Origin of the sequence: Roseibium sp. (assembly GCF_965229775.1) — a bacterium.
Lineage (GTDB): Bacteria > Pseudomonadota > Alphaproteobacteria > Rhizobiales > Stappiaceae > Roseibium.
Map to the genome: position 1 here is coordinate 103865 of NZ_OZ245929.1, position 25826 is coordinate 129690.

General features: G+C 49.5%; 22 protein-coding genes and 1 tRNA gene. 14 read left to right on the forward strand and 9 right to left on the reverse strand.

All coding sequences use genetic code 11. The features are described from left to right. The first annotated feature begins 131 nt into the window (after positions 1-131). The 4 genes from mnmA to ACO07N_RS00500 all read left to right on the forward strand — a co-directional run bounded on the left by mnmA (position 132) and on the right by ACO07N_RS00500 (position 4185). Positions 132-1310, forward strand: coding sequence for a tRNA 2-thiouridine(34) synthase MnmA (gene mnmA / locus ACO07N_RS00485; RefSeq protein WP_421979137.1), 1179 nt, complete (start codon positions 132-134; stop codon positions 1308-1310). A 115-nt stretch (positions 1311-1425) separates the two neighbouring features. After that, positions 1426-1502: transfer RNA gene (locus ACO07N_RS00490), tRNA-Met, on the forward strand. Positions 1503-1692: 190 nt separating this feature from the next. Continuing rightward, positions 1693-2406 carry a hypothetical protein gene (locus tag ACO07N_RS00495; protein WP_421979138.1) on the forward strand — a complete coding sequence of 238 codons (714 nt, stop codon included), beginning with the start codon at positions 1693-1695 and terminating at the stop codon, positions 2404-2406. Between the two features lie 495 nt (positions 2407-2901). Continuing rightward, positions 2902-4185 (forward strand): hypothetical protein, encoded by a 1284-nt coding sequence (locus ACO07N_RS00500; RefSeq protein WP_421979139.1) that lies wholly within the window; start codon positions 2902-2904, stop codon positions 4183-4185. Positions 4186-4318: 133 nt separating this feature from the next. On the opposite strand, the gene ACO07N_RS00505 is transcribed toward ACO07N_RS00500, so the two are convergent. Both ACO07N_RS00505 and ACO07N_RS00510 read right to left on the reverse strand, forming a co-directional pair. After that, positions 4319-5224: a lipase family protein gene (locus tag ACO07N_RS00505; protein WP_421979140.1), complete on the reverse strand. Its 906-nt coding sequence runs from the start codon at positions 5222-5224 to the stop codon at positions 4319-4321. Between the two features lie 239 nt (positions 5225-5463). After that, positions 5464-5856 (reverse strand): hypothetical protein, encoded by a 393-nt coding sequence (locus tag ACO07N_RS00510; protein ID WP_421979141.1) that lies wholly within the window; start codon positions 5854-5856, stop codon positions 5464-5466. Positions 5857-6122: 266 nt separating this feature from the next. Here ACO07N_RS00510 and ACO07N_RS00515 point away from each other — a divergent pair, with 266 nt between their 5' ends. From ACO07N_RS00515 to ACO07N_RS00530, 4 genes are all read left to right on the forward strand, one after another. Further along, a complete protein-coding gene (locus tag ACO07N_RS00515) occupies positions 6123-7805 on the forward strand; it encodes an endonuclease (RefSeq protein ID WP_421979142.1) in 1683 nt (560 codons plus the stop codon). A gap of 24 nt (positions 7806-7829) precedes the next feature. Beyond that, positions 7830-8447 (forward strand): PolC-type DNA polymerase III, encoded by a 618-nt coding sequence (locus ACO07N_RS00520; protein WP_421979143.1) that lies wholly within the window; start codon positions 7830-7832, stop codon positions 8445-8447. Between the two features lie 93 nt (positions 8448-8540). Next, entirely contained in the window at positions 8541-10355 is a 1815-nt protein-coding gene (locus ACO07N_RS00525; RefSeq protein WP_421979144.1) for a caspase family protein, read from the forward strand. 20 nt (positions 10356-10375) lie between these two features. Further along, entirely contained in the window at positions 10376-11284 is a 909-nt protein-coding gene (locus tag ACO07N_RS00530) for a hypothetical protein (protein ID WP_421979145.1), read from the forward strand. A 96-nt stretch (positions 11285-11380) separates the two neighbouring features. Here the strand turns inward: ACO07N_RS00530 and ACO07N_RS00535 are convergent, their stop codons facing one another. After that, positions 11381-12391 carry a thiamine-phosphate kinase gene (locus ACO07N_RS00535; protein ID WP_421979146.1) on the reverse strand — a complete coding sequence of 337 codons (1011 nt, stop codon included), beginning with the start codon at positions 12389-12391 and terminating at the stop codon, positions 11381-11383. A 1-nt stretch (position 12392) separates the two neighbouring features. Then, positions 12393-14867: a caspase family protein gene (locus ACO07N_RS00540; RefSeq protein WP_421979147.1), complete on the reverse strand. Its 2475-nt coding sequence runs from the start codon at positions 14865-14867 to the stop codon at positions 12393-12395. A gap of 172 nt (positions 14868-15039) precedes the next feature. On the opposite strand from ACO07N_RS00540, the gene ACO07N_RS00545 reads away from it, so the two are divergent. Together ACO07N_RS00545 and ACO07N_RS00550 are read left to right on the forward strand one after the other, a co-directional pair. Next, positions 15040-15654 (forward strand): HIT domain-containing protein, encoded by a 615-nt coding sequence (locus ACO07N_RS00545; protein ID WP_421979148.1) that lies wholly within the window; start codon positions 15040-15042, stop codon positions 15652-15654. Beyond that, the gene (locus ACO07N_RS00550; RefSeq protein ID WP_421979149.1) at positions 15651-16718 is read left to right on the forward strand and encodes a thiamine-phosphate kinase; all 1068 of its coding nucleotides are present in this window, start codon (positions 15651-15653) and stop codon (positions 16716-16718) included. Before ACO07N_RS00545 ends, ACO07N_RS00550 begins: the two co-directional genes overlap by 4 nt. 659 nt (positions 16719-17377) lie before the next feature. On the opposite strand, the gene ACO07N_RS00555 is transcribed toward ACO07N_RS00550, so the two are convergent. The 5 genes from ACO07N_RS00555 to ACO07N_RS00575 form a co-directional block, all read right to left on the reverse strand. After that, on the reverse strand, positions 17378-18103 hold the full coding sequence (locus ACO07N_RS00555) for a hypothetical protein (RefSeq protein ID WP_421979150.1): 726 nt from the start codon (positions 18101-18103) through the stop codon (positions 17378-17380). A 96-nt stretch (positions 18104-18199) separates the two neighbouring features. After that, a complete protein-coding gene (locus ACO07N_RS00560; protein ID WP_421979151.1) occupies positions 18200-18991 on the reverse strand; it encodes a hypothetical protein in 792 nt (263 codons plus the stop codon). A gap of 6 nt (positions 18992-18997) precedes the next feature. Further along, positions 18998-20302: a hypothetical protein gene (locus ACO07N_RS00565; protein ID WP_421979152.1), complete on the reverse strand. Its 1305-nt coding sequence runs from the start codon at positions 20300-20302 to the stop codon at positions 18998-19000. A 159-nt stretch (positions 20303-20461) separates the two neighbouring features. Next, positions 20462-20899, reverse strand: a complete 438-nt coding sequence (locus ACO07N_RS00570; RefSeq protein ID WP_421979153.1) for a thermonuclease family protein — start codon at positions 20897-20899, stop codon at positions 20462-20464. 336 nt (positions 20900-21235) lie between these two features. After that, positions 21236-21592, reverse strand: a complete 357-nt coding sequence (locus ACO07N_RS00575; protein WP_421979154.1) for a hypothetical protein — start codon at positions 21590-21592, stop codon at positions 21236-21238. Positions 21593-21691: 99 nt separating this feature from the next. Between ACO07N_RS00575 and ACO07N_RS00580 the strand changes: the two genes are divergently transcribed. The 4 genes from ACO07N_RS00580 to ACO07N_RS00595 all read left to right on the forward strand — a co-directional run bounded on the left by ACO07N_RS00580 (position 21692) and on the right by ACO07N_RS00595 (position 25806). Continuing rightward, the gene (locus ACO07N_RS00580; RefSeq protein ID WP_421979155.1) at positions 21692-23266 is read left to right on the forward strand and encodes a recombinase family protein; all 1575 of its coding nucleotides are present in this window, start codon (positions 21692-21694) and stop codon (positions 23264-23266) included. Next, a complete protein-coding gene (locus ACO07N_RS00585; protein ID WP_421979156.1) occupies positions 23263-24153 on the forward strand; it encodes a ParB/RepB/Spo0J family partition protein in 891 nt (296 codons plus the stop codon). Before ACO07N_RS00580 ends, ACO07N_RS00585 begins: the two co-directional genes overlap by 4 nt. Beyond that, a complete protein-coding gene (locus tag ACO07N_RS00590) occupies positions 24150-25061 on the forward strand; it encodes a plasmid partitioning protein RepB C-terminal domain-containing protein (protein ID WP_421979157.1) in 912 nt (303 codons plus the stop codon). The genes ACO07N_RS00585 and ACO07N_RS00590 overlap by 4 nt, the downstream gene beginning before the upstream one ends. Positions 25062-25179: 118 nt before the next feature. After that, on the forward strand, positions 25180-25806 hold the full coding sequence (locus ACO07N_RS00595; RefSeq protein ID WP_421979158.1) for a LysE family translocator: 627 nt from the start codon (positions 25180-25182) through the stop codon (positions 25804-25806). Positions 25807-25826 lie beyond the last annotated feature (20 nt).

Consider the following 25826-nt stretch of genomic DNA (forward strand, 5'->3'; position numbering starts at 1 on the left):
GCATGATCCTGTCTGTATAGTGCCGCCAACTTTGAAATGGCCTTGATCTGGCGCGCAGGGATCCTGAAGACGCGATCGGCGACCTTGGACAAAGGTCCGCCGCAAGGCCGACGCTTCTGGAAGTGTTGAAAATGGGAAACAGTCTTGATCTGCCCGGCCGTCCGGAGGATACGCGCGTCGTTGTCGCCATGTCGGGCGGCGTCGACAGCTCCGTTGTCGCCGCGCTCATGAAAGCGCAAGGGTACGACGTCATCGGCGTCACCCTGCAGCTCTACGATCACGGCGCTGCGGTCGCCAAGGCCAAGTCGTGCTGCGCCGGTGTCGACATCCACGATGCGCGCCGCGCCGCGGAGAAAATCGGCATCCCGCATTACGTGCTGGATTACGAAAGCCGCTTCAAGGAACAGGTCATGGACCGGTTCGCCGAAAGCTACATCGCCGGTGAGACCCCGATCCCCTGCGTGTCCTGCAACCAGACCGTCAAGTTCACCGACCTCTTGAAGACCGCACGCGATCTCGGAGCAGACGCCCTTGCGACGGGCCACTATGTCCGCTCGGCGCAGATGGGCAACAAGCGCGCACTTTTCCGCCCGGCCGATCTCGACCGGGACCAGAGCTATTTCCTGTTCGCGACCACGCAGGAGCAGCTCGATTTCATCCGTTTCCCGCTCGGCGGCATGCCCAAGTCCAGGGTACGCGAGCTAGCCGCGGAGTTCGGCCTGTCGGTCGCCGACAAGCCCGACAGCCAGGACATCTGCTTCGTTCCCAATGGCGACTATGCCGAAGTGATCCGCAAGCTGCGGCCCAATGCGGCCGAACCGGGCGAGATCGTGCACATGGACGGGCGCAAGCTCGGCACCCATGACGGCATCATTCATTTCACCATCGGTCAGCGCCGGGGCATCGGCGTTGCGACGGGCGAACCGCTTTACGTTGTCCGCCTGGATGCCGACAGCCGCCAAGTGATCGTCGGCCCGCGTGAGGCGCTGGCAACCCGGACGATCCTGCTGCGCGAAATGAACTGGATCGGCGACCAGCCGCTCGATGAAGGCGACGAGGTCGAGCTCTTCGCCAAGGTCCGCTCCACGCGCCCGCCCGCACCGGCAACCCTGCGTCTTTTGGGCGGCAAGGGCTTTGTCGAACTGGCAAACGGGGAAACCGGTGTTGCGCCCGGCCAGGCCTGTGTCTTCTTCGACAGCGACGACGACACCGCCCGCGTGCTGGGGGGAGGATGGATCGACAAGACCGAGCGATCCGTCGCGGCACCTGCCGATTTTCCACAATCCGAAGCCCCGGTTTCCGCGGCTTGAAGCATGGAAAAAGCGTTTGCGGTCAGGCGCTCATTCTGCGCTTGACGCCTGCCCGCAGCCTCACTATAAGCACCCCACGTCGCGCCGGCCTCAACCGACGCCCGCGCGCCCGGTTGGCGGAGTAGCTCAGGTGGTTAGAGCAGCGGAATCATAATCCGCGTGTCGGGGGTTCGAGTCCCTCCTCCGCTACCAAAAAGACCTCATCAAAATGCGATAGTTAGGTCGCGCACACAGTGGGATCAGTCACCTGTGGATCGCCCGGGGTTGCATTCTGGGTTTCAAATGCGTGAGATTGAATGCGACGGGTTGGGCAAACAGGACTTGTCAGCTTAGTAATTCACAAGTTACCTGCGGAGACCTAGTCTAACCGCGAGGAAAGATCTTGCTAAAAGATGACGTCGAAACGTTTATCGCCTCTGGTATCCGCCCTGAGAAACTTAAGCAGTTACTTGTTCGTTGCATGGAGGATGGCTCTCTAGACGCCTTGTTGCTCGCTCGAAAGCTATTTGAAGATGATTATGGGGGAACAACACACAAGTGGGCGCTCAAGGCTCCAGCCGGTCTTTGTCTACTCTTTTGGGGAGAGATAGGCATCCAGCAAATTGTGGAAGTTTTTGAAGCAAATGACACATTCGCAAATCAGTCTCTTGCTGTTGGGTTACTTGCGGATGTGGCTGCCTGCGAAAGGCCCTATCGACTAAAAATTGCGGGCTATGATGACCTGTTCAAAACCGTAGAGCACAAGACGGGCGGCTTCCACGAACTATCTGACGTCGCGAGACAAGCTCTTGTAAGATGCATCCTCGCTTTCGCTGATGATAGCGATGTGAGTAGCGTAGTGGGTACAGTACTTACGTTCCAACAACTGGGAAATGCGCAATCCTCGCAAGAGCTTGTGAGGGCACTTTCTGCGCGTTGGCTTGCGCTCAGCACACCGGTTTTGAGCGAGTTCCAAAGCCTGATTGAAAGCCAGCCAAGTCATGAGCCGTCCTTCCAGCGCTTTTTCGAACAACACCCCCAACTTCTAGACCCTATACCCCAAGCGAACGTGGGCGGAGTTGGAGCAAATCTCAGTTCGGCATTTCGAATTTTTTGACACCCTTCGCCACGGATCCAGATTGAACCGCTTTCTTTTGTCAAACGGGTAAATTTTGCTTAGTTGCAAACAAAGTTTTCTCACCCAAAGACATTTTATCTTTTGACGAAAACCTTTTTTGCGCTGCTATATGGATAATCTGAGATCATATTTTTTTATAGATATGTAAAAAATACACCTAAATCGAGTTGACTCAACTGCCAAATTTAAATTGAATAAACTAACTCAGCGTCAAGAATTTAGACATGCCTCAACAAAGTCGACAAATAATATTGATATCGCTAAAGAGACTTCTAGCTCAGAAGCGTTTTAATGATACCAGTGATTGGATATTGGTTCGAGTGTCTGACTCCCTCGATTTATATCTACCAGGAGGTGGCCCAGCTAGGGCGGCATTCCTTTACGAGGTTCACGAGGCACAACCCTTCGCAGACGACGGGGTATCGATGCATCCCGATGATGTACGCCACACAAGGACAGTCGGAGAATACAACGATGCGATCAAGCAGTGGTATCGCAACAATGGTTATACGCTTACTCCCTGATAACATTTTATCTTTTGGGAGAGCGCTTAGTCTATACGGCTCTGTTTTCATTTTGGCGATCGGCGGATTTGAAAACACTGCTTTCGGACTACCGATTGAACAACTCAAAAAATACGATTTCAATGAAAACGGTAGAATTGATGTGGGAGACGAGCAGTCAGTCTACATACTGCATCTGCAGAACCGTGTTCTGCGGAAGTATGACTCTGACCCCGTAAATGGACGACTGGATCCAAATGAAGTTACAAGTATTGAGAAGGATAGAGACGTTAAGTTGGGTAGAACCTATTCCGAGACGGAAGTAGACGAAGTACTGTCTGACTTAAATTTCGGCCCATCTCGACAAGTTGCGGATTTGGCAGATCCCGACGAGGCGTTACAAGACGAAAAGCGATCGGATCAAAGGTTCTTTCTACGAAACAACCGGTTGAACATTTCTGTTTACAACAAGTCCATCGCAACTTCTGCGGCAGACGGAGCGGAATTCAGTATTGTTCGCAACGAAACTGCGAACGATAACCAGTTCCAAGCAAAGGGAGTTGCGTCTCTAGTACTGTATCGCAACACGAGGGTTGAGCGTCCAAGGGGACAAGCTGCGAACGACCTTTTTGTTTCGGGATTGGCGTCCGCGGTTTGGGCGGACTTTGACTATCTGGAAAGCACCGGCAGCCCCGACGCTGAACGCGACAAACTAATCTTCGGCCTTGATAATCAAGTTGAAGTTTTTGGCGGTTTCACGAAAGGAATCCAAGTTTTCAACTTTAGTCCAAGCTTTCAAACCGATTTCGAATTTGAGGGTCGAATTTACGGCGCTGAAGCAAGTTGGCAGCCTTACATCACTCCGATTGCGCTAGGAAGTTACATGTCGGTTCCGAACCTACCCATTGGTTTCACTTGGTTGGCTCAGGCCGACACTTTATTTCAACAAGTCGACCGCGCAGGAAAAACAAACTTGGAAGATAACTCTGGATATTGGTGGGTCGGCGGCGCTCTTGACGCAACGATTTGGCTTTATCCAGAAAAACTAGAACGAAAACTATTCGCAAAGCTAACTTTTCCCTACCATCGCGATTTGAACACCGGCCAAGAGGCTTGGATGTTTTCATCAAGTCTCAACTACAACATTGACGATAAGGGAATTACTGCTCTGAGCCTAGGATACGAGAACGGTGAAGACTACCGTACGGGCAAGGAGCGTGAACTATTTACTGCAGGAATTAAACTTAAATTCTAAATAAGAACTGCGGCGGGTTTCAAGGCAGTTACCCTGAGGCCGTCTTCAAAGATAGCATTACAAGCGGATGTGCAGCGTTATCGTGGCCAGGACACATCATCGATAAGGTGCACTAGCGCGTGTTACCGAGCCCCTATCTTGCATGTTTTCTTCCGCCTTGCCTTTTCAGAGCATTTTGGTAACTATCAAAGAAATGCTGCTCGTATTTGTCTAGTCTATGGTCGTAAAATATTTCAATTACTCTCTTAAACACCAAGTTTGGCAGTAAATTGATAATGAAAGCCAGTTGACCCGCACGTCTATCCCAAGATTTTGTGGTTAAGCGCACTGATGGATTTATTTTGCCAGAGCGTTTTACGTACCATTCCGCCCCAAAATGCTTATAAACGAGATTGGGTGGCAAAGCGTTAGCCACCATGTCATTCGCCTTAGTTCCCCGATGGTACTTTCCCTTCAGCAGTGGTTTCGCATAGTTTACAAACTCCTTGTTTCCAACACGAGGTTGCCCAAACGTATATAAGTGACCAAATTCAAACTGGTCTTTGAAGCTGCAACTTTTTTCATCCAGGAATCGCGTGGCGGCCAAGACGGCAATAGCACCGCCAAGACTGTGACCAGTAATCCAAAGTTTTTTGTTTTCTATTTGATCGGTTTCTCTGCGAACGAAACACGCTAACTTCTCCCAAATAGCGTCTAGTTGCTCGAGAAATCCATGGTGGACACTCCCGCCACTTTCGAATTTTTGCAACCAAGCCCTAGAGTCATATCGAATATCCGTCAGGTCATTTGTACCCCGTATGGCAATTAGTATAAAGGTTCGAGTAGATATAGCGTAGGCCTCCGCGCCACTGCGCTTATCCTCAAAATACTCAATCTTACAATCATCCATTTGAGAGAAACCATCGAACGCCCCCTTGATCTGCACTTCAGATTTGTAAGCTAAATTTGAAGCCCAAGCCATTGCCCAGCCATTTACTGCTTTATAGCCCTTACGATGAGGGTCAAATAGATCCAACGGGTGCTGTTGATATTGATTCATCATTCCACTCCAAAATACTTGATTAGGCCAAGTGACGTTACAGCAACAGGGGTTGTTTTATTTAATCTTTGCCGACCATAGTTATTTGCTCGCCTCAAGCAGGCAGATGCCCCCAAAACTGAGTGAAACAAATTTTTCGTTATTTAACGCTCAAATCAGCCTCACCAGTTTTATCAATTCTATCGTCTAAGTAATTTTCCATTTTTTCTAATATTTTATTTTATACAAATAAAATTTTACTATTCCTCTTTTTGTTTTTGCTTTATCAATTCCTCCGGCTGAACCGCTGATATTCGCTCATAACCTTCTGACAACACCTTTAATAGGAGTTCAGTATTCTCGTTCGACAATTTCGATTGCAAAATAGCGACCTTTAAGCGCCAGAAAGCACTGTAGAAAACACTCGCCATACGCCCCGGTTGAACGAAAGAAACAATTCCAACTATGACAGATGAAACTACGCCAAGGTACTTGGTCTCAAGAGAAAAAACGCTAATATCGGCAGCGATTACGGCGCCGATCGCGACACCAACAACGCCTAGCACAATATGGGTCGAAATAAGTAAATGATAGTAAATTCGCCACCATTTACTTACTTCTTCGCATTGCTTTTCAACTTCATCAATTTTCATTTTCACCCCGTTGCTTAGACTAAATGATCAATCATAGCGCGACAATTTTAAGCGCGGCAACCAAAATGTTAAGTCGCTGGGAATCGTTAGGCTGATTAAAAAAATTCCAATTGTCTGTGAGGTTGCTCGAAGGATCAAAATTTGCCCACCAATAAAACAATCATAGAATGTGTTACCCTAAGGAACATGTAACTTGACAACCTCTGCGCGTGTTTTCATTCTTGATAGTAGCAAACATTTTTTCATCTCTTTTTTGAGGCATAGAAATGAATTTTTTCGCGGCTACGATGATAACTTTGACGTCGGTGATTATTTTTTCTACCAGCGTCGCAGCGCAAACATTTGACGAAACTCAATTGAGAGCAAACATTCACTCGACGCTAAAACAAGGTCATTCGAAGATTAGCTACACTCACGCTTATGACGCCCTCGAACAGATTTTCGAAGACCCCGCAAATCCAGAAAACCTGATCCTCTTTTATACCAATCGCTCCCAAAAAAAGTCTCAAAGGGTGAATCAAGACAACCAAAACGGTTGGAATCGCGAACACTTGTGGCCGCAATCCCACGGTGCGAAACAAAAACCCGTAAAGAGTGACCTTCATCATCTGCGTCCCGCCGATGCTACAGTCAATAGTCGTCGCGGAAGCCTTGATTTTGATGACGGTGGCTCTCCTGAAGGCGAAGCACCGGACACGTTCAAGGATCATGACAGTTTCGAACCGAGAGACGCCATAAAGGGCGATGTAGCCCGCGCGATGTTTTACATAGATGTGCGCTATGAGGGCACGGGCACCGAACCCGACTTGGTGCTCGTAGATAAATTGACTGGAAAGGGCACAACTTTAGGAGACCTTTGCACTTTATTCGATTGGCATCTAGCAGACCCGCCTGACGCGGAAGAGCGACGCGTCAATGACGCCATTGAGCAAATCCAGGGCAACCGCAACATTTTTATCGATCAACCGAAGCTCGTAACACTACTGTATGGTTCCGATTGCGGTGCGGCTTTGCCTTCATCGGCTACCTCTATAGTCTCGTCGATTGCGTCTGCTTCGCCCACTACGTCAGCGGCAACGTCCACACCGGGTGAATTGCGGCTTGCGACATGGAACATTGAAAACTTTTGGCACGTGGAAGGAGAGCACCTACGGCCGAATAGAGACGGTAGCCAAGGCACGACGCGAGATAGCGAAGACTACGACGCAATCCGCCAGATTATCGAAAATTTAGATGCCGACATAATTGGTTTGCAGGAGATCGGAGCACCAGCAGGTGTACGACTTCTGTTCCCGAGCACAGACTGGGATATGGTTTTCTCCAAAAGACTTGATGATGATCTCAACGATAACCCCGACCAATTAGACATCGACACAGAGCGTGACATTTACACCGCCGTTGTCGTGCGCCGCGACGCCGCCAAGATCATAGGTACTGAACGTATCGCGCTCAACAATCTAGGCGGCAAGAAAGATAGGCTTCGCGAGGGTACCGCTGTTCTTCTGGAGGTTGATGGAGAAGAAATTTGGGTGGCCTCAATTCATCTCAAGTCAGGCTGTTTTTCTGACAATAATCTCAATTCTAACGGCACATGCCGGACGCTTGCCAAGCAAATTCCCCTATTGGAAGACTGGCTAGATAGAAAATCTGCGTCTGATCAGAAAGTAGCGTTACTCGGAGACTTCAATAGACAAATTGATCGCGCAAATGATGTTGTCCGCAAAGATCTCGACGATGGCAAGCCCGTTGATATATTCAAAGTTCCTCATAAACAACAGCTGCCTTGTACAGCGTTCAGCTCAAGCGCCCGAACGTCGATCGACTATGTCATCGTCAATGAGCCTCTTTGGGCGTATGTGAGCGTTCCTCCGACACCAAAGTTTGATTTTAGCGATCCACAAATCAGTGACCATTGCCCGGTCTTTGTCGACGTAAACCTCGATCAGTAAGACCAATTTTTTGGGAGAATGACTATGCCAACTTCCTTACATCCAATTTTCGATGCCCGTCTAGGTGAGGCAGAAATAGCCGTGTTTGATTTGGAGACTACCGGGCTTAATTCCTCGAAGAACCGAGTGATCCAGGTGGCTATCGTGCAGGTTGCCAATGGAAGAATAATAGATGGCGGGTGGAACCAATTTGTGCATCCGGGCGAAGACCACCTTCCGCTCACAGAAACTGTGAAACGGATTACCAAAATTGATGAAAAAGACCTAAAAGGGCAGCCGTCGATGGCTGAAGTGGTAGTCGAGTTCGATAAACGCGTCGGAGAAAAATTTGTTGCCGGCCACAACATTGCTTCTTTCGATTTGAGGTTTATGCGAAAAGCTGAAGACCGGCACCGTGTCGAGCTGCAAACCGACTACTACATCGACACGATTAAACTGATGAGAAAGCTTCATCCCGATATCGATAGCCACAACCTTGCAACGTCAGCGAAGCACTACGGGTTGGATGTGGATGAAGAAAAACTTCATAACGCACTTGTGGACACAAAGCTGACCGCTGAACTCATGCTGAAACAAATTGAAGAACTTGCTGCAAAAAATGTTCGCACTTTCGGTCAAATGCTGACTTTCCTACAGTCATAAATGCATTTCTTTCGGTTTCTCGAGGTAAAATCGAGGAGGTTTGCTCCATACTAACTTCAATTGAAATATTTGGCGATTCAAGAGCGGTTTAACATGTTAGCTGCGTCGAAAATGAAGAAAGCAATGATTGTTATTGCTGTTTCAAAGTACCGAGGAGCGTACCAGGATCTGCCCGGTGTGCTCACTAGTGCGGCTCGCCTCGTAGAGTGGGCGAAAGTAGATACCCCTGGTAGGGGCTACGAAGTTCTTGAAATTACCGACGCCGATGGTCAAGACGTCACTGTCGACCGGCTTCGCCATGAAATACCGAAATTTCTTGAAACCCGAGGCGTTGATAGACTTTTTGTTTATTTCGCTGGCCACGGTCTTGCTCGATCAGGATCGGATCAGTTTTGGCTGCTGACCGGAGCATCCGACGACTTGAGAGAGGGCATCAATTTCCCCCGCTTTGTTGAGGGCGTTAGCCGTTATGGTCTTGCCTCGACAAACAAGGAAATGAAAAGAGGGCAGCTCATTGTAGTTGCTGATGCTTGTCGAAACTCTTCTAACCATACGATCAACTTTGTAGGTGACCCCATTCTAACCAGGAGTGGACCAACCTCTAAACTTGAAGTCGAACTGAACTTATCGACTACCCTTGGGGAATATTCGTTTCAATCGAATGCAGTTGATGGGGGAGAGCCATATTGTATTTTCTCAGATGCGCTTTGCGACGCACTCGAGGGAGGAGTTAGCGAAGTTCTCGATGAGGTGAGCGGTTTAGGCACCGTTATTCACAATCAATTGCTGGCAAATTACTTAGAAGAAGAGGTAAAGAAACGCGCCCAGGAGTTGAATGAGGATATGACGCCCGATATGAATCCGGCGCTTCGGATATATAATCACTACTACGATATCCTGGATGACAAGGGAAAAAATCCCGAAGAGCAATCAAACACGGATCCATCTGTAGGCACAAAAAGTCCCTCGGACGAAGGTACTAGACCACCGGCGTCTTCAAAGAGACCCCGAGCTCGTGCGAGGCGAGTTACACGGAAAGCAAGATCCAATCTTGCGCCTGATCGTAGTCTTGAGCACGCATACAATTTGATTGAGCAAAGTGGTGCAAAGCAGAAATCGAGAGGATCAGTCGTAGTCGACGGAGAACTCAATGTAGCTATACCTACACAGGCCGGCTCAGGATCTCTAACAGAAAGGTATGGTGTATGGCGTTTTGAACCTCAGCCGCAAAAGATTACACCTCAACCAATTGTCTGCCAAGGGGACGCTTGGACTCTTGTACCTATGTATCCGAACAGCATTAGTTTGTTGTTGTCTAGAAACTCTGGTGACATCCTCGTCTACTCAGGTGAAAGTGATTGGGATACCTCGCTTACAACTGGCATGTTTGGCGGTAGTCGTAGAGTTCCTCGCATTTCGGACGCTCTCAGTTACGCCGATGCGATAAGATCCGGCAAAGAAATCCAGCCGCAACGAGCAGATCTAGCTGCATATGTTTATCGGATGGTAGGTGACCAGGATAATATCATACGGACAGCGCACTTTATGGTCAAAGCCGGGTTCTTGAGTTGCGACCTGGCGCTTTTGGCGGGCCAGCAGCCAACATGGACGCAGGGTAAGTTTGGATGGCAGTTACAAGTCGACTTGCCAGCGGTTGAAGAATACCACGACCCTGAGCGTCCAAGATACGCAACAATTGCAATGAACGCGCGCGACCGCGTCGTTGCCAACACATTGTTTCCTGTATATCGGCAAGGATGGCTGCGCATGCAGGAGCTTTCAGGCGCGAGTGTTCCAAAGGTTATTAATCAAATCGCTGGAATGGCTCTCGGTTATGCTGCGGTTGTACTTCCAAAGAATGCGATAAATATCGTCTCTGATCATTTCGACTATGCGATTCACAACTAACGTTGCGAGGGAAAAAGAGAATGCGTCGGCTAGTTTTTGTTCATGGCATAAACAACGAAGACTTTACGCCCGAGCAGATTGAAACAGATTGGAAAAACGCTTTGCACTCCGGCATAGGCGATCGGGCTAACGAATGGTGGAATAACGTTGAAGTAAGAACCGCCTACTATGCGGATGTACTTGCAAAAGAAACTAACGCTTGGGGGAGAGCCGAACCTGCTGGTGTTAGGATGGGGGCCGAGGCGCCGGATGCTGACTACGTCGAAGATAGCATCGCTGAGCTCTACTTAGAATTACAACGCGCCTACGAAATCGATAATAACACTGTCTCACTGGAGTTAGATGACAGCGATGAGCCGAAGTTCGCACGACGTATGGCAGCCGGCGTCCATAAGAAATGGCTCAAAGCAATCACTCGAGCGCTTGAGAAGATAGTTCCGTCTGCGGGCCATGGTCTTGCTGGGATATTCCTTGAGCAAGCGGCTGCATATCTGAACAAACCAGGTCTGTATGAAAAAATAAACGCACTTGTGGAAGATCAGGTTTTGCAAGATTTTTCAAACCTTGACAATACCGTAGTGGTTGGTCATTCACTAGGCACGGTCGTCATGTATTCACTATTGCGTGCCACTAGCAGTGAGGAGAAGATACCTCAATTCGTAACGCTCGGCTCTCCGTTGGGAATTCAGATTGTCCGGAAACGTATCGGGCCTCCGTTTATCAAGCCAGAGATAGTCAAGAGTTGGACGAACGGTGCAGACCCCGAGGACTTCGTTGCGTTACATCCAAAACTCGACGCGCAAACCTTTGGGCCCGCCAAAATTACAAACTATTCAGAGCTCAACAACGGTCAAGAAGACGCACACTCCGTGCGACGTTATCTTAGCCAACCTGAAATCGCTGGAGTAATATACGAAGCGCTGAAGTGAGTCTCATTGAAACAAGTGGAAACCAAAAGTACAAATCAAACAAGTGAATGAGACATTTTGTTAAGGGACCACGCAATCGTTAGCCTGCAACGTGCGTCAATTCTTCAGGCTATTTAAATGATCGTAGGACTCAAGTGGAAGTTTTCTTGTCCCAAGCGCGTCGCTCAACAGGTAGGCACCGTCACCTTTCTGAAACTTGCCAAGTACGGTCACAGCCTGGTCGAAGGGATTCGCTCGAATTGAGTCTAAGTCTTCTTCATTAGCAGAAAATAAGAGTCCGAAATCTGGCGACACAGACATCGCCAATTCAAGCGCGGAAACTTCGAAACACTCTGCGACATGTCGAACATCATCGTCCACCAAGTGATCAATATCTTCGAGTCGGATCTGCAAACCGCTGTGTTCACAGATATCTGCGATGGCATTTCCTAGTCCGTCACTCGTGTCTTGCCCTGCGTACGCCAACGAGTTGGTGGCTAACCATACGCTGAAATCAATCGGTGGAGACGGTCGGCGCCAACTGCCAAGCAAGCGCTCAGCAATATCGGAAGAAACGGGACGGCTGCCTACCCCTAGTAGCGCTTTCTGGGCTGCCCTGCATCGACCCGCCGAACCTGCAAGGCATAAAAATTGCCCTGGGGTAGCAGCGTTTCTTTTCAGTATGCGCCCTCCTTGAGCGAAGCCAAAACATGTAGCGCTTATGACAAAACTAACATAACCACCCGTATCCCCACCGACGATGCGAACGTCAAAACGTTTGGCGGCGTCGGCCAAGCCGGCGAAAAACTCTTCCTTGATGTGTGCTGGAGTGTCTTTCGGATATCTAAAAATGTCTAGAAGCCCGAAAGGCTTTACGCCCATAGCAGCGATGTCAGATACGTTAGCGGCGACAAGGTAGTGTGCAAGATCGAAAAAGCTTAGGTGGCCAGCTTCGGCAAGATTGAAATGTGGTCCTCGAATAAAATCTGACGCGATGACAAGCGACCCAGAGTTCTGCGTAGAAATCACAGCCGCATCGTCAAAATACTTGCGTTCCAGCAATGGTTCATCGCCGGCTGTAATCAGAGAAAAAATCTCTCGTTCTGTCAAACCCAGAAGTGTTGACATTCTAGCCTGTTTTCTCCTCGCTTTCCTTCATTTCGAAAACAAGATCACTATCGGTGCGCAACTGATTTGCTAACCAAAATGCATAGTTGATAACTACCGCCTTCGGCGCACTCGCGACGGTAATCAAACGAACAGTGCTAAGGAACAGCAGCACATAATATTGGCGAAGGTGAGCTTTTAATCTTTGATCTGTTAGCTCTATACCATCATTATTACTATTGTAGAACTTATATATTGCTGCTCGTAAAATAAGTCTCATCGCGCCAATTACAGAATGGGCAACACCTTCGTAAGCGTTGTAGTCCGGGAAAACTCTGTTCTCAGAATACGCATCCAAGTCTGGTTGCCCCGAAGCGTTCAGAATTATTTCATCGACCTCACGCGGCCCATCGTTGGTGGCAGGCTCAAGCTTAATATCTTCCGAAAGCCACTCACTTTCAATCCTAGTGATTATTCGCGTGATTTTGTCGAACCCAACGTAATCCTCAAGAAAAAATACAACCAAGGACACTTCTAAAGACGCCATATCCAGAAACGCGAGGTCAGATTTGCTAGAGTTCTCAAAATCAATTAGAGACACAACGTCGCTTAGATTTTTGATTTCTCTTCTTCTTTGATTATTTGCATCGGATTGATCTTCATCGCTATCCACACTGTGGCGTTGGACAACTATGTTCTTTTGATGCATGTCGCCGTGGACAATACCGCATATTGTCTTAACCCCTTCGGTCGTTGCTTCAAAGACAATGTTACGCAAGAAATGCTCAATAAATCGCAGTTCAGTTTGAAGGCTATTCGTTTTTAACTCCCCAGAAAATTTAGTGTTTCCCATATTTTGCAAGGCATCAAGAATGTTGCTCAGTTCAGATCCAGTATCGACATCAGAAAGCTTACCGGGCATTGCTTTTCCGTCGCTGAATTTCCATGAGGAAGGCTTAGTGCCGAGCTTACCGAAAAGTTCAGTGAGGATCTTTTGAATAGTTTTCGCGGCCGTCTTGAGCTTTTCCGGCTCAGGGTCTGCAAAGCATTCGGTCAGGAACGGAGTAAGAGATTGCGCTCGAGTGCCATTAATTAGCAGTTCGTAGGCAACTCCAATAGCATGCTTGTGCTGTTCTGACTCAATTGCCGTATAGTTTCCTATGCAGCTAAAGAACTTGGCCACCTCAATTCCGTTTAGTTCTTTCGCGGCGCGCTCAAATCGCGATGAGACAGCTGGCCCATTATGGACTTCAATGTTTTCACCGATCCTCAGGAATCGAAAGGCGAACGCTTTGACTTCGTTAGTGTCTTTTCGTTTGAGCTTAGTGTGTACAATCAGTACGCGCACCCTGTTGCTGAGCCTTGAGAATTCTTCGACGGTGACTTCAAACATGGAGGCTATCTTTTGGGCCTTAAGGTGATCTATGCTTTCAGCATCTGCTCTAGCTTCTTCCGCGGGCGTTTCCTCGTTCAGATCAAGGTAAAGCAGCTTTGCAAGAGCCACGGTCAGGGCTGCGGAAACGTCATCACTGAGATCTGTGACAGCATGGAAGGGCGACGCTACTGCTAGTGTCATCCGATCCAGGTAACTCCAGTCGATCTTTCCTTCGTTCGCTTCGAGGAACCTATTGGACAACGAGAACTTTTTGGCTGTTTCTAAGACCTCCGGTGGGGCAACATGGACCTCTTCACGCAGTGCTTTGTCTATACGGCTTGCTCCGAACAACGCGCCAAATGCCATGCACGGGTCCGCATTTTTTAGCAAAAAACGCATTTGCTTACCGAGTGACCCGGGCCACAACTGCCCTGCTGGTGAGAATGGTATAGGTTTGTCGAGGGATTCCACCGGAAACGCAAGCAACGAGCACTTTTCTAGGCGGGGTGACTTCTGCAGGTAATCTCGAAGCTTGGCCCAGGTCGAAGGAAAATTGTCCGCTTTTTTCAAGAAATCTGAAAGAGCGAGAGTGAAATAGCCACCTTTTGAATGAGAGCTTTCATGTGCCTCATTCCAATTGGCTGCAAGAATTATGAGCTCACCCGCTTCGAAACTTTCTTCGGTTGCCAAACCAATTTTCGCGGTTACTTTTTCGACGCTGATCCTAGCGCTCTCGCATGCATCCAAAATGAGCGTTAAGCGCTGCACCCTGGGCTTACATACCAATTCCACTGCGTAATCGATAATGTCAAAGTCCAGGTCGCTATCGCTACGTTTAGAGGGTGTCCAATATCCTTGACCGTCTGATTTGCCATGGCCTGCGTAGTAAATAAGTACGTCCCAATTTTCCGAACTAGTACTTATATAGTCCTGCAGCTCGTCTATAGCTTCACTCCCCGCCACCTGATCGTAATTTATCAATATGTTTGCAAGTTCCCATGAATTAAGCTCAAGGACATTTGCCATCGTGACGACATCGTGCGGAACGAAGTTTAGTTTGGATTGGTCAGTGGTGTAGATTTGGTTGCCGAACAAGGCAGCTATTTTCTTTGGTGTACCCATTTCTGCATCTACTTCTACTTTTGAATTTTTTATCGATGGTTGCGAGAAATCGCCAATCGTTAAGAAAGTTGTGTTTCCATAGAATACTGATGCTCTGGGCGTTGCAAGGCCTAATGATTCGATATAATAGGCAGATGAAGCATGGGTCCATTAAACTTTGAGAAAGCTCCGTATGACAGATAGTTGTTGGCTCTGCTCGAATGACCGCTTTGTGCTGAATGAGCAACTCGGCTTGCCTTCAGAGGAAACGCTCGTCAGGCGCTCCAAATATTTTATTGCGGCCGTGGACATCGCACCGTTAGTTATCGGTCATTTACTTCTGACGCCCGTCCGTCACGTTGAACGTTTGAGCGATTTGCGCAACGAAGAGAAGCGTGATTTGCAACAACAGCTCAGTTACTTCAGGAATCTTTTTGAGCGCAATGGCTTCGGGATTCTTTCATTTGAGCATTGTGACAACGGTAAGTCTGCGCGCAAATGTGTGAGCCATGCACATGTACATTGCTTACCAATCTCGAACGCTAGGATGGGTTTGGTGGACGCAGTGGTGTCGAACTTTGCGACCGGTTTGCCGAGCGACACGAATTATTTGCAGGTTTTCCTGGATGAACAGGTTCGCTGTGTTTGTGGGTTCAGTTCTGCAGAGCGCGCGCGCTCCGCGTTAGAGGTTGCAGCGGCTGGAGTATGTCGCCCATGGCGAGATCGCTTGCAACAAGACTTAGAAGAACTTCCGCGGCGTTTGATCGAGTCGGTAGGGTTTATTGAACGGTTGAAAGCTGTAACTTGAAAAAGCTCATTGACCTTGGTGAAGATCGCATCACACGTGAGCTGATCCTCCCAAAATTTCCGAGCGTATCAGATAGCCGCTATGGAGCAGATGATTGTGCATTGCTGAGGCGAGGCTCTAAGTCCTCAACATTGGTGCATACCACCGACCCTGGCCCCACACCTGTCGTTTTTGAACTTTTCGAACCGGACTATTTCCATCTTGGTTGGATGACTGTCACAGTTAACGCTAGCGACATTGCCTCGATGGGAGCAAAGCCAGAGCAAATGTTGCTGTCTGTTGAAGCGCCCGAACAAATGTCAGTATTCGATTTTGACCGCATGTTAGAAGGCGTTGCTGCTGGCGCTGAAGCGATGGGGGTTCGCGTTGCCGGTGGCAATCTCCGTGACGCAGAACGTGTAAGGTTAACCGGGACAATGATTGGCGCGGTTCCTAGTGGAGAGCCGTTGAGGCGAGGTGGAGGCAAAATCGGGAATGCTATCTGGGCAGTTGGACAAACAGCCCACTTTTGGCTTTCTGTGTTACTCTGTCTTCGGCGCGGCTTTAAAGAAAATTCGAATTCTCAAAATGTCACCAGCGCGTTGTTGAAGCCTATGGCAAAGACTGCATTCGGAATGGCGCTTCAACGATCAGGTCATACGGCCACGGCCACAGACGCCTCAGATGGCTTGATGTCTGCCATTGGATCGATTGCAAGCACAGCCGGCTGTGCCGCAAATGTAGACATTTTACGTCTAGAGGCTAACTCTTGGGCGATTGAAATGGCGAGCGAATTAGGGATCGACTACAGAACCTGCGCGCTCGCGTGGGGAGATTGGCAGATATTAACAGCCATTGAACCTGAGTTGGGAAACGAGATTCGAACTCTCGCCTCTAATTACGGGCTGCACGCAATGCACTGTGGAGACCTTGTTGAAGGGAAAGCTGGTGAAGTTCACTATACATGCGGTGGAGCGCCGGTAGTACCACCCGATCTGCGGTCTAAAAAATTTAGCCAAAGACATAGAGAATGGAGTTATTCAGACTGGGCTGATTTAATTGGAAGTTACAAGTTTGCAAATTAAGTACGGATGACCTGCTGACGTGTTCCCCTGAAAGTTCCTCGTTTTAGTTTAGTTTGTTTCTTATATTGAGGTCCGCTCTGTTTTTGGCTGGCCTCGGGCGGGTTTTCCTGGGTATCGGCTATCGGTATTGGCCGACGAGATCTGACAATGCCGAGTTACGTCAGAGGCGGAGGGAACTAGCATCGGAGTGATGGCGCTTAGAGCTCTTTTCATGTCATTCGTGTGGATTGCTGGAATTCGGATAAAAGTCACCCCAAAATCGGCAAGCAGTGAATTGTGCACAAAGTCTAAATGAATGATGAGAAATAGCAGGTGCTTAAACGGGGGCCGCACGCCCCCTCACCGAACAGCGCCTATAGCGCGTTCGGCAAGGTAGTTGGTTTACCAACGAACACCTTGCGCGTTTTAATTTGAACCGGAGCTCCCCGGTAATGAGGCGTGTGCGCTTGTTCTATCGAGTGCCTTTGAGATCATTATTGCTCTTGCGGCAGGCTGGTTTCTGCGCGAGTCCCTCACCTGGGTTCATTTCGTATCCGCGGCGCTCGTCGTTAGACGATGCGCGACAGGGCCAATAGGAATGCCTGTGATTTCATCAGGTCACTCATGCGCGGCTATGTATGAAGTCTCTGCTGCTCTCGTTTCGCCGATACGTTTAATCGTCAATTTGCTCCGGAAGCGAAAAGATCTTGCCATTGATCGCGAATCTGTTCGATCACGGCATTAACAAGTGGCCCAAGAAAGCTAGCTGAATTATCGACAATACCCTCTGCGACCTGGTCCGCGGCCTCTCCGATTACTTTGCTACCCAGCGTTTTCAACGCCCCCTTGATAACCGCCTTCACACTATTGTCAGGCGCGCCGGCATTGACCAAAGCATCCTTGATAGCCTCGTGTTGATCGTTGGGGATGATGTTGAGTATTAAGTCTGTGACTGTATCCAAGGGAGCGCGCACCAACGCAGAATTGAATGATGTGTCGGAAAAGTGTCCAATTTCCCGGATCCTCTGGCGCATATGCGCGAGAGTCAGCGGGTTCTCGATCTCCATCACAAAGTAATCGCCATCTTTGGCGAACTTGGTATTGATTAGAGCCTGTTTGATAAGCTCGTCGAGCCTCTCCTGGTCACTGCCATATTGGCGTATTTCCAGATCGAAAATTAGCTGCGAAGCTTTTGTTCGTGTGACCATCAGATCTGTCATTAGACTGTAGATCGTCGCTTCAGTCTTAACGATGCCAAGATTTCGCATCAAATCGAAGACGCGTAGTTCGATCTCGCGCTTGGGAAGCGAGCCAAAAGCCGGTGTCATGAAGTCCTTGAGGAAGCTTGCAATTTCGGATTTTAGTTTTTCTTCTTCGACTACGTCAAGCGCTTGCGCGATATCCATTCTGTCCTCCTGCTTCCTGCCCATCCTAGAAAGTTGCTGCACCGCAAATGAATGTCTGCTTTTGGGCGCAGCCTAAAATTCGGCGCGCGACCAAAATTATTCGATCATTGCCGTTGCAAGTTTGGAACTGAGCAGCTCGTCTTCGATCAAAATGTAGATTTCTTCGGGTGGAGTTTTGAGCGAGTAGACCATCAAACCAGGATCGATCCCCATCTCAATCAGATATTCCATTGTTTCACCCTGACCATACTGTATTCCTTCCACAGCCAAGAGAACGGGCATGTACCCCGGAGCCCTGTAGTAATGCTGATGCATCCCTATGGCTGAGCTTTTCGACGCTGACCGCTCGACACCTGCAGCAAAAATGTATGGGCATGAAGAAAGGCACACCATGCCTGGCAACATAGTGGTGTTGACCTCGGTCGCACGTAGGCTACGTCCAATGGTCAGTGCCTCTTGGACATCGCCGCCGGGACTGTGGAGGGTTATCAACCCTGGTGGCTCCGGAGTGCTAGCAAGGAAACTCGCAAGGCGCTCGGCATCACCGGTCTCAATGCGACCATGCATAAAGAGTGCTTCTCCCAAATCACCAGCGTCCATCAATTTGAATTGCAGCCTTGGAGGCATCTCACTTGGAACATCGATGTCTAGCGGGATCGGGGTTTTGGTAAGGTCAGGGAGCGTTCGGGTTGGTTCGTAACGCCTCACTTGATCACCGGGCGTCGCTGGCCCGGTAGGCAGTGCATTGTTCCCGCTGAAGCTAGGGAACCATTGCGTTTGTAAGTGCGAAAGGACCAGTACGGTTGCCAATATCGCCTGCGCGATCAGTATCCACTTCAAGCTGCGTTGCACAGTGATCCGCGATGTATCAAAGCGTTCAGAAAACACGACGCGCTACTCCGCAGCATTTAAGTTCGCAGGTTCTGAAGCTTCCGCATTCGCGACACGGCGCAAGACTTCTTTGTCCGCGGCGCCCATCGAAGCCTCGACATCTTTCATCGCATTTATAGCTGCCTTCAGGTCGGCCAGGGTGAGGGTCTCTTCGATGCTAAGTCCATCTCGACCACTGCGGATCGATGCCTGTGTGATCGCGAGGACGAAGACTAGCACGGCGGGCAAAAGATCGATTGCAATCGCGCCAGCCCAAGAGGGGACGAAGTTCCCAGCATATTTGATCACTGCGTCAGCACTCGAGATCGGATTGTAGGCAGTCTCTTGCGGCGGCTCCAAAGCCAGCACTTCATCAGCCGCACGTTTCAGGGTTTGGCTGCGTTGGTCGAGTGCGTTCAGAACCGAGGCAATGGTGCTTGATTGGGCTTCTCGCACGCTGCTGTTTCGACCGTCGAGTTCGGGCAGAACAACAGACGCAGGCAGGTCCTCAGCAGCTCGTGCGACAAGCGGGGCAACCGAATATTGGTTCAGGTTGGTAATCACCCCAGCAAGGCGAACGCTTTCTTCCGAGAACGCCACTGATCTTTGTTCAACCGGACCAGGCGCAACAGTGAGGGCTCTCATTCGTCCAAGAATCTCGTTACCCTCGTCAAAGGCTGAGTCAATCAGCGGCTGCTGTTCCCTTATCTGTTCCTCGAGATTTTGTAGCTCTTCTGTTTTTTGCGTGAGAACGCGAAAGACTGCTCCCTCGCCAGCTGTGCCTGAAAGCTCGCCAGAACGTTCTTGCTGGGCGAGCGCTTCGAATGCCTCTTTTGCCCGCTGAACTTCGCGTCCGAGAGCTTGCCCTGAAAGGGCAATTTCGTGTGCCTGCTCTAGCGCTGCTTGGTAGTCACGGACTGTAGTGTCCAGATGCTGTTCAACAGCTGCTGATCCCGCGAGCGCAGCCGCGTTCAGCCAACTCGACATTGCAATTATTGCAGCTGATCCAACTAGCATCGAGACTGAAAGCCCAATGAATCCTGCTGCACTTCGCATCGCAGGCATCAAGCGAAGCATGTAGCTCCAAAAGACAAAGATGCCGACCGAAACGGCGATCGAATACGCGACTGCTGCGAAGAAACTCATCGCACCGGTGTCCTCCAGCAGAGAGGACACGCCCAGGTATGTGTAGATTCCTGAGGCGATTGCGAGCACGCCCAAAGCTGCGGGAGTAAATGTTTCAAGCCAGGAAAGATGGCCTTCAAGCTCTTTGGCGGTGCGAAGGCCCTTTGCCTCTGCAGCGGTCAGTTTTGTTTGACTGTCTTCCATAGCATTTCCTCACGAGCTTGCAGGCAGCTCAGCTTAGCCAATCGGCATGGTTCAAGTACGCAAGAGAACTTTGAACGACAAGGCGCATTCTAAGTGTATATTGCGCTCAACAATAATTAAAAGTTGTATCTGAGTTGTGATAGTTACCCCACCTTTTTGTTAGCAGTAGGGCCTACGTCCAATCTTCTTAGCCACTCCCGGCTGCTCAAACTTGGCATAACGCCCACCTGAATAGCGTCGGCAATCTAGGGCGACACCGGCGGCGACGGCTAGGGCCGCGATATCTCTGCCGTCTATGTAACAGATTGCGACGATCCTGCCGTATCGGTCTTGGTCAACCGCCTCACAACGCAACTGTTGCCCGCTCACCAAGCCTCGCATAAACCTCGTCGCGGCATTACCACCTGTGCGTCCGGTTTCTGGAGCGTCCAGACCGTTTAGCCGGATAGTAAGCGTACCGTGCTCAGTAGATTGAATTCGCAGTGTGTCACCGTCTGTGACGCGGACAACTTTACCGGTGAATTCTGTTGCCCCGGCTTGTGTGGCTATACTAAGAAACGACAGCGCTGTGCCGATCACTAGGATTGATCGCCTCATATGACTTCTTCCTTTTTTATTGTTTTCAGCGCCGCACGTAGCTGCAAGTTCACACCACGTCAATAAGTATTAAACCTAAACAAGACTGATTTCAGAGAACTACATTGACACATGCAAAATTTGTCATGATTTTTGCTTTACGCCTAACTCTAAAAACTAAAGGGCGAACATTTATATCTCATAAGATGCTTGAACACCTTAAGCGTTGAGGTGTGATGAATTAGTCGAAGATGCCGAACTTACAATCTCAAATCTGTCAAAGATTATATCGTTGAAACGATCCTAGAACCATGTTCAAATTGTTTGTCAAACGCGACAACTAACGCTTTTACATCTTCATTCGATTACCTCTTGCAGTCGTTGCAACGTGTCCAGAAGAACATTTTTGAAACGAAACACCTCGAGGTCGATAACAACCCGTTCTCTTCGGGACATGATCAAAAACGCCTCCAGAACCGCGTCAGAATGATGGGAGAGCATTGCTAGGTGAGGCCCGCTTGGCCCGTGCTCTGCCGCAAGCCAGTTCGTAACCGTACGTTCGCCAGCACCGGTCCACCGACGTACCGTTTTTACGGCTCTGTGTGTTCCTCCAAGTTCTCTACGCAGCGCGGTCGCAATGACGGCCGCATAAGCTTCTGAGCTCAGTTGTTCGATTGAACCAACATGCAAGTTGTTGCGCATTTTCGGCGACATATTGCATCCCCTCTCCAGATATAGTTTTCGTTGGGTTTTCGCTGTTGCGGGTTAAGCAGCAAAAACTCGTCTTAGATACCTGCGCATAACGGCTGGAAGATGGGTTCGAGAGAGGACATCGATCAGAGCAAAGATGGTGAGCGTGACGAGCTGAAAGCGCGTGCCGCCGAGTATGTTCGCATGTCGACTGAGCATCAGAGGTATTCAACGGAAAACCAAGCCGAAGCAATCCGTCGTTATGCAAACAAGCGTGGTCTCAAGATTGTTCGCACGTACGCCGACTCTGGACGAAGTGGCTTAAACATCGAAGGTCGCGACGGACTCAGCCAGTTGATCTTGGATATCGAAAGCGGCAAGGCAAATTTCTCGGTAATCCTTGTCTACGACATCAGTCGTTGGGGGCGCTTTCAAGATGCAGACGAGAGTGCGTTCTATGAATATCGATGTCGGCGAGCAGGTGTTCAGGTGGAATACTGCGCAGAGCAGTTCGAAAATGATGGCAGTATCGGTTCCGACGTACAAAAGGTTGTCAAACGACGAATGGCAGCGGAGTACAGCCGCGAACTCTCCGTCAAAGTGTTCGCTGGGCAATGCCGTCTCATTGAAATGGGTTATCGACAAGGTGGAATGGCTGGCTTTGGTCTGCGTCGCGAGCTCAGAGACGAGCACGGCCGACCAAAAGGTCTTCTGACGCGCGGTGAAAGGAAAAGCATTCAGACTGATAGGGTTGTGCTCGTTCCAGGGCCGTCAGAGGAAGTCGCAATTGTCAGGTGGATCTTTCAACAGTTCGTAGAACGCGGTTTGGATGAAACAGCAATCGCCCAGCAGCTAAACCAACGAGGTGTTACCACAGACCTTGACCGCCCCTGGACCAGAGGCACCGTGCATCAAATTCTCATCAACGAAAAATACATCGGCAACAATGTTTGGAACCACGTTTCATTCAAGCTAAAGCAGCATCGACTGAAAAATGATGCGTCGATGCTGGTTCGCGCTGACCATGCTTTTGAGGCAATCGTTGACCCGCGAGCTTTCGATGCTGCCCGAGCAATAATTGAATCCCGCTCACATCATCTGACCAATGACGAGATGCTTGACCAGTTGAGATCCGTCTATGAACGCACAGGCGTACTTTCTGGATTGATAATCGACGAAACGCAGGACTGCCCTTCGAGCAAAGCCTTTAGCCATCGGTTTGGCGGGCTGCTGAAAGCGTACAAGCTGATCGGATACACTCCTGAAAGAGACTATCGCTACATCGAAGTAAACAGGGCTCTGCGGCGGCGCTACCCTGATACGGTTAATGAGACGATCTCAGGGATTGAGAAGGCTGGAGGGAAAGTCTCCAGAGACGAGATTACCGATCTTCTGACGATAAATCAGGAGTTTACAGCTTCGCTTACGATCAGTCGTTGCTTTCAAACGAACGCAGGCTCTCTGCGCTGGAAAGTGCGGCTTGATCGGAGCCTGTATCCAGACCTTACGATCGCAGTGCGGATGAATACTGAAAACACCAGTGCGAAGGATTATCTCATCCTCCCAACATTTGATGTTGAAGCCGAAACTCTGAGGCTTTCTGAAGACAATGGGGTTTGGATTGATGCCTATCGATTTGAAACGCTAAGCCCACTATTTGCTTTGGCGGAACGGCTCTCAATTCACGAGGCTGCATGATGCCAGACGCAGAAAAACTGCAAATCGAGCTGGTTCCCATTCACAGGATCTCCATCCTGAACCCTCGGTTGCGTAACAAGAAAATCTTTAGAGAAATCGTTTCAAGCATTCGCGATGTGGGGTTAAAGCGACCCATCACCGTTTCTAAGACGGAAGAGGCAACAGAAGCGCGTTACCAACTGGTGTGCGGGCAAGGCAGGCTTGAGGCCTTCAAACAGTTAGGGCAGGTGGAAATACCCGCGATCGTCATTCGAGCAGATACTCAAACAAGCCTGGTGAAGAGCTTGGTTGAAAACTGCGCACGTAGGCAACACCAAGCGATCGACCTGGTTCGTGACATAGAAGGTATGAAGGAAAGGGGCTACAGCGAGCCAGAAATTGCCAGAAAGACAGGGCTTTCAACCGAGTATGTAAAGGGCATCGGCAAACTCATTCGCCAAGGTGAACAGCGCTTGCTTCGTTCCGTTGAAGCTGGGCAAATTCCGATCAGTGTTGCTGTTGAGATTGTTGATGCGGATGACGACGGAGTTCAGGACGCTCTTCAGAATGCTTATGAAAATAACATTCTTAGAGGACGTAAGCTTCTTATTGCTAAGAAAGTTGTCGAGAGCCGGACCCGTCGGGGCAAGGCTCTCCTAAGCAGCGTGCAGCGGAAGAGAAGAATTTCGTCCGAGGCGTTGGTACGTGCCTACAAGGAAGACACTGACCGCAAAAAACTCCTCATTCGAAAAGCGGATGCAACGCGCAATCGGCTGATTTTCATCGCCCACGCACTGAAGGAACTTCTAACTAACGAAGGGTTCCTTGAACTGCTCAAATCCGAGCAATTAGACACAATACCTAAGAAGCTTGCTGATCGGATGGAGCGTCAGGAGCTGACGCGATGAGCCCAAAAGAAGCTCCTTTGGTCAAACTGGCGTTTCATCGTGAGCCGATAAGGCTTTTCATCTCCAGTATCACACCTCTAAGAATTGTGTCGGACAGGATAAAGAAGTCCAAGAAATACGGCCAGATACGTTCCTCGATCTTCTATTCCGGTTTAGCTGAGCCTCCGGTTGTCGTTCCAGATCGCGATGAAAAAGAGAAATACCTCCTGTTGGACGGACACATGAGAGTGTCGGTCTTGACGGAACTCGGACATGAGGAAGTCGACTGTTTGATCGCAACGGATGATGAAGCTTACACGTACAATAAGCGGGTCAATCGGCTCGCGACCATCCAAGAACATCAAATGATCCTGAAAGCCATTGAAAAGGGTGTGTCTGAAGAAGTGCTCGCGCGTGTCTTGAACGTCAATATTCAGAACATCAGAACGAAACGTGGACTGCTTGAAGGAATATGTGCCGAAGTAGTTGAACTTTTAAAGGACAAGCACGTCCCGATAAACACCTTCAGGGAACTGCGTAAAATGAAACCTCTGAGGCAGATTGAAGCCGCCCAGCTTATGATCGCGATGAACAAATTTTCTTGTCCATACGCACGGTCGCTCGTCGGGGCTACACCTGTCCCTCAGCTAGTTGAAACTGCAAAACCGAAGAAAATAAATGGGCTTACCGACGAACAAATTGCGCGTATGGAGCAAGAGTCTGCCCAATTAGATCGTGAGTTTCATCTGCTTGAAGAAACCTATGGCCAGGATCATCTCGATTTGGTGATTGCAACAGGATACGTGAAACGTTTGATCGAGAATGCGCGCGTGGTTCGCTACCTCGCCCAGAGTTTCCCCGAGCTGTTGACCGAGTTTCAGAAAATTTCTGAAATCGACGAAACTTCTAAATTCAATTCTCCAAACTAAGCGACGGCACACTCACAAAAACGGTACAAGACACTCCAATTCGAGGTCGATGCATCAATGCTTGTTGTCGACACGACGTGTAACTAACATCATGTCGACCGTCGATTTGGAGACCTTTATGATCGATACTGCTACGCTGATTGCATATGTCACCATCGTCCTGGGGTTCGTGTTCATACCGGGACCGGCAACACTACTGACCGTGGCACGGGCGACGAGTTCGGGAACAAAGGCCGGAATTGCAACCGGAGCAGGGATCGCTGCCGGGGACGTTGTACACACCTTCATGGCGATCATCGGTGTATCGGCGATTATTGCGACGTCAGCGCTTCTTTTCAGCCTCATCAAGTACGCAGGGGCCGCGTATCTCGTTTATCTCGGCATTGTCGCCATCTTTGACAAGACACCTCTGGATCTCAGTCGTGGGAGCGCGCCGATCACGGCAAAAAAGGCGTTCAAACAGGCTATCATCGCAGAGATCTTAAATCCGAAAACAGCGTTGTTCTTTCTGGCCTTCCTACCGCAGTTCGTGAAACCGGAGAACGGTTCGGTCATGCTTCAACTAACTGTGCTTGGTGTAATCTTCGTGCTGCTAGGCCTATTCAGTACCGTGATCTTCGCTGTCGGGGCTGGCAAGCTCGGTAGTTTCCTTAAGAAGCACCCTGCCGTCGTGAAATGGCAAAGCAAAGTCGTTGGTGGCATTTATTGCGCCCTCGGTGCCCGCCTAGCATTGCAGGAGCGGTAACGGGTTAGGCGTTAATGAAG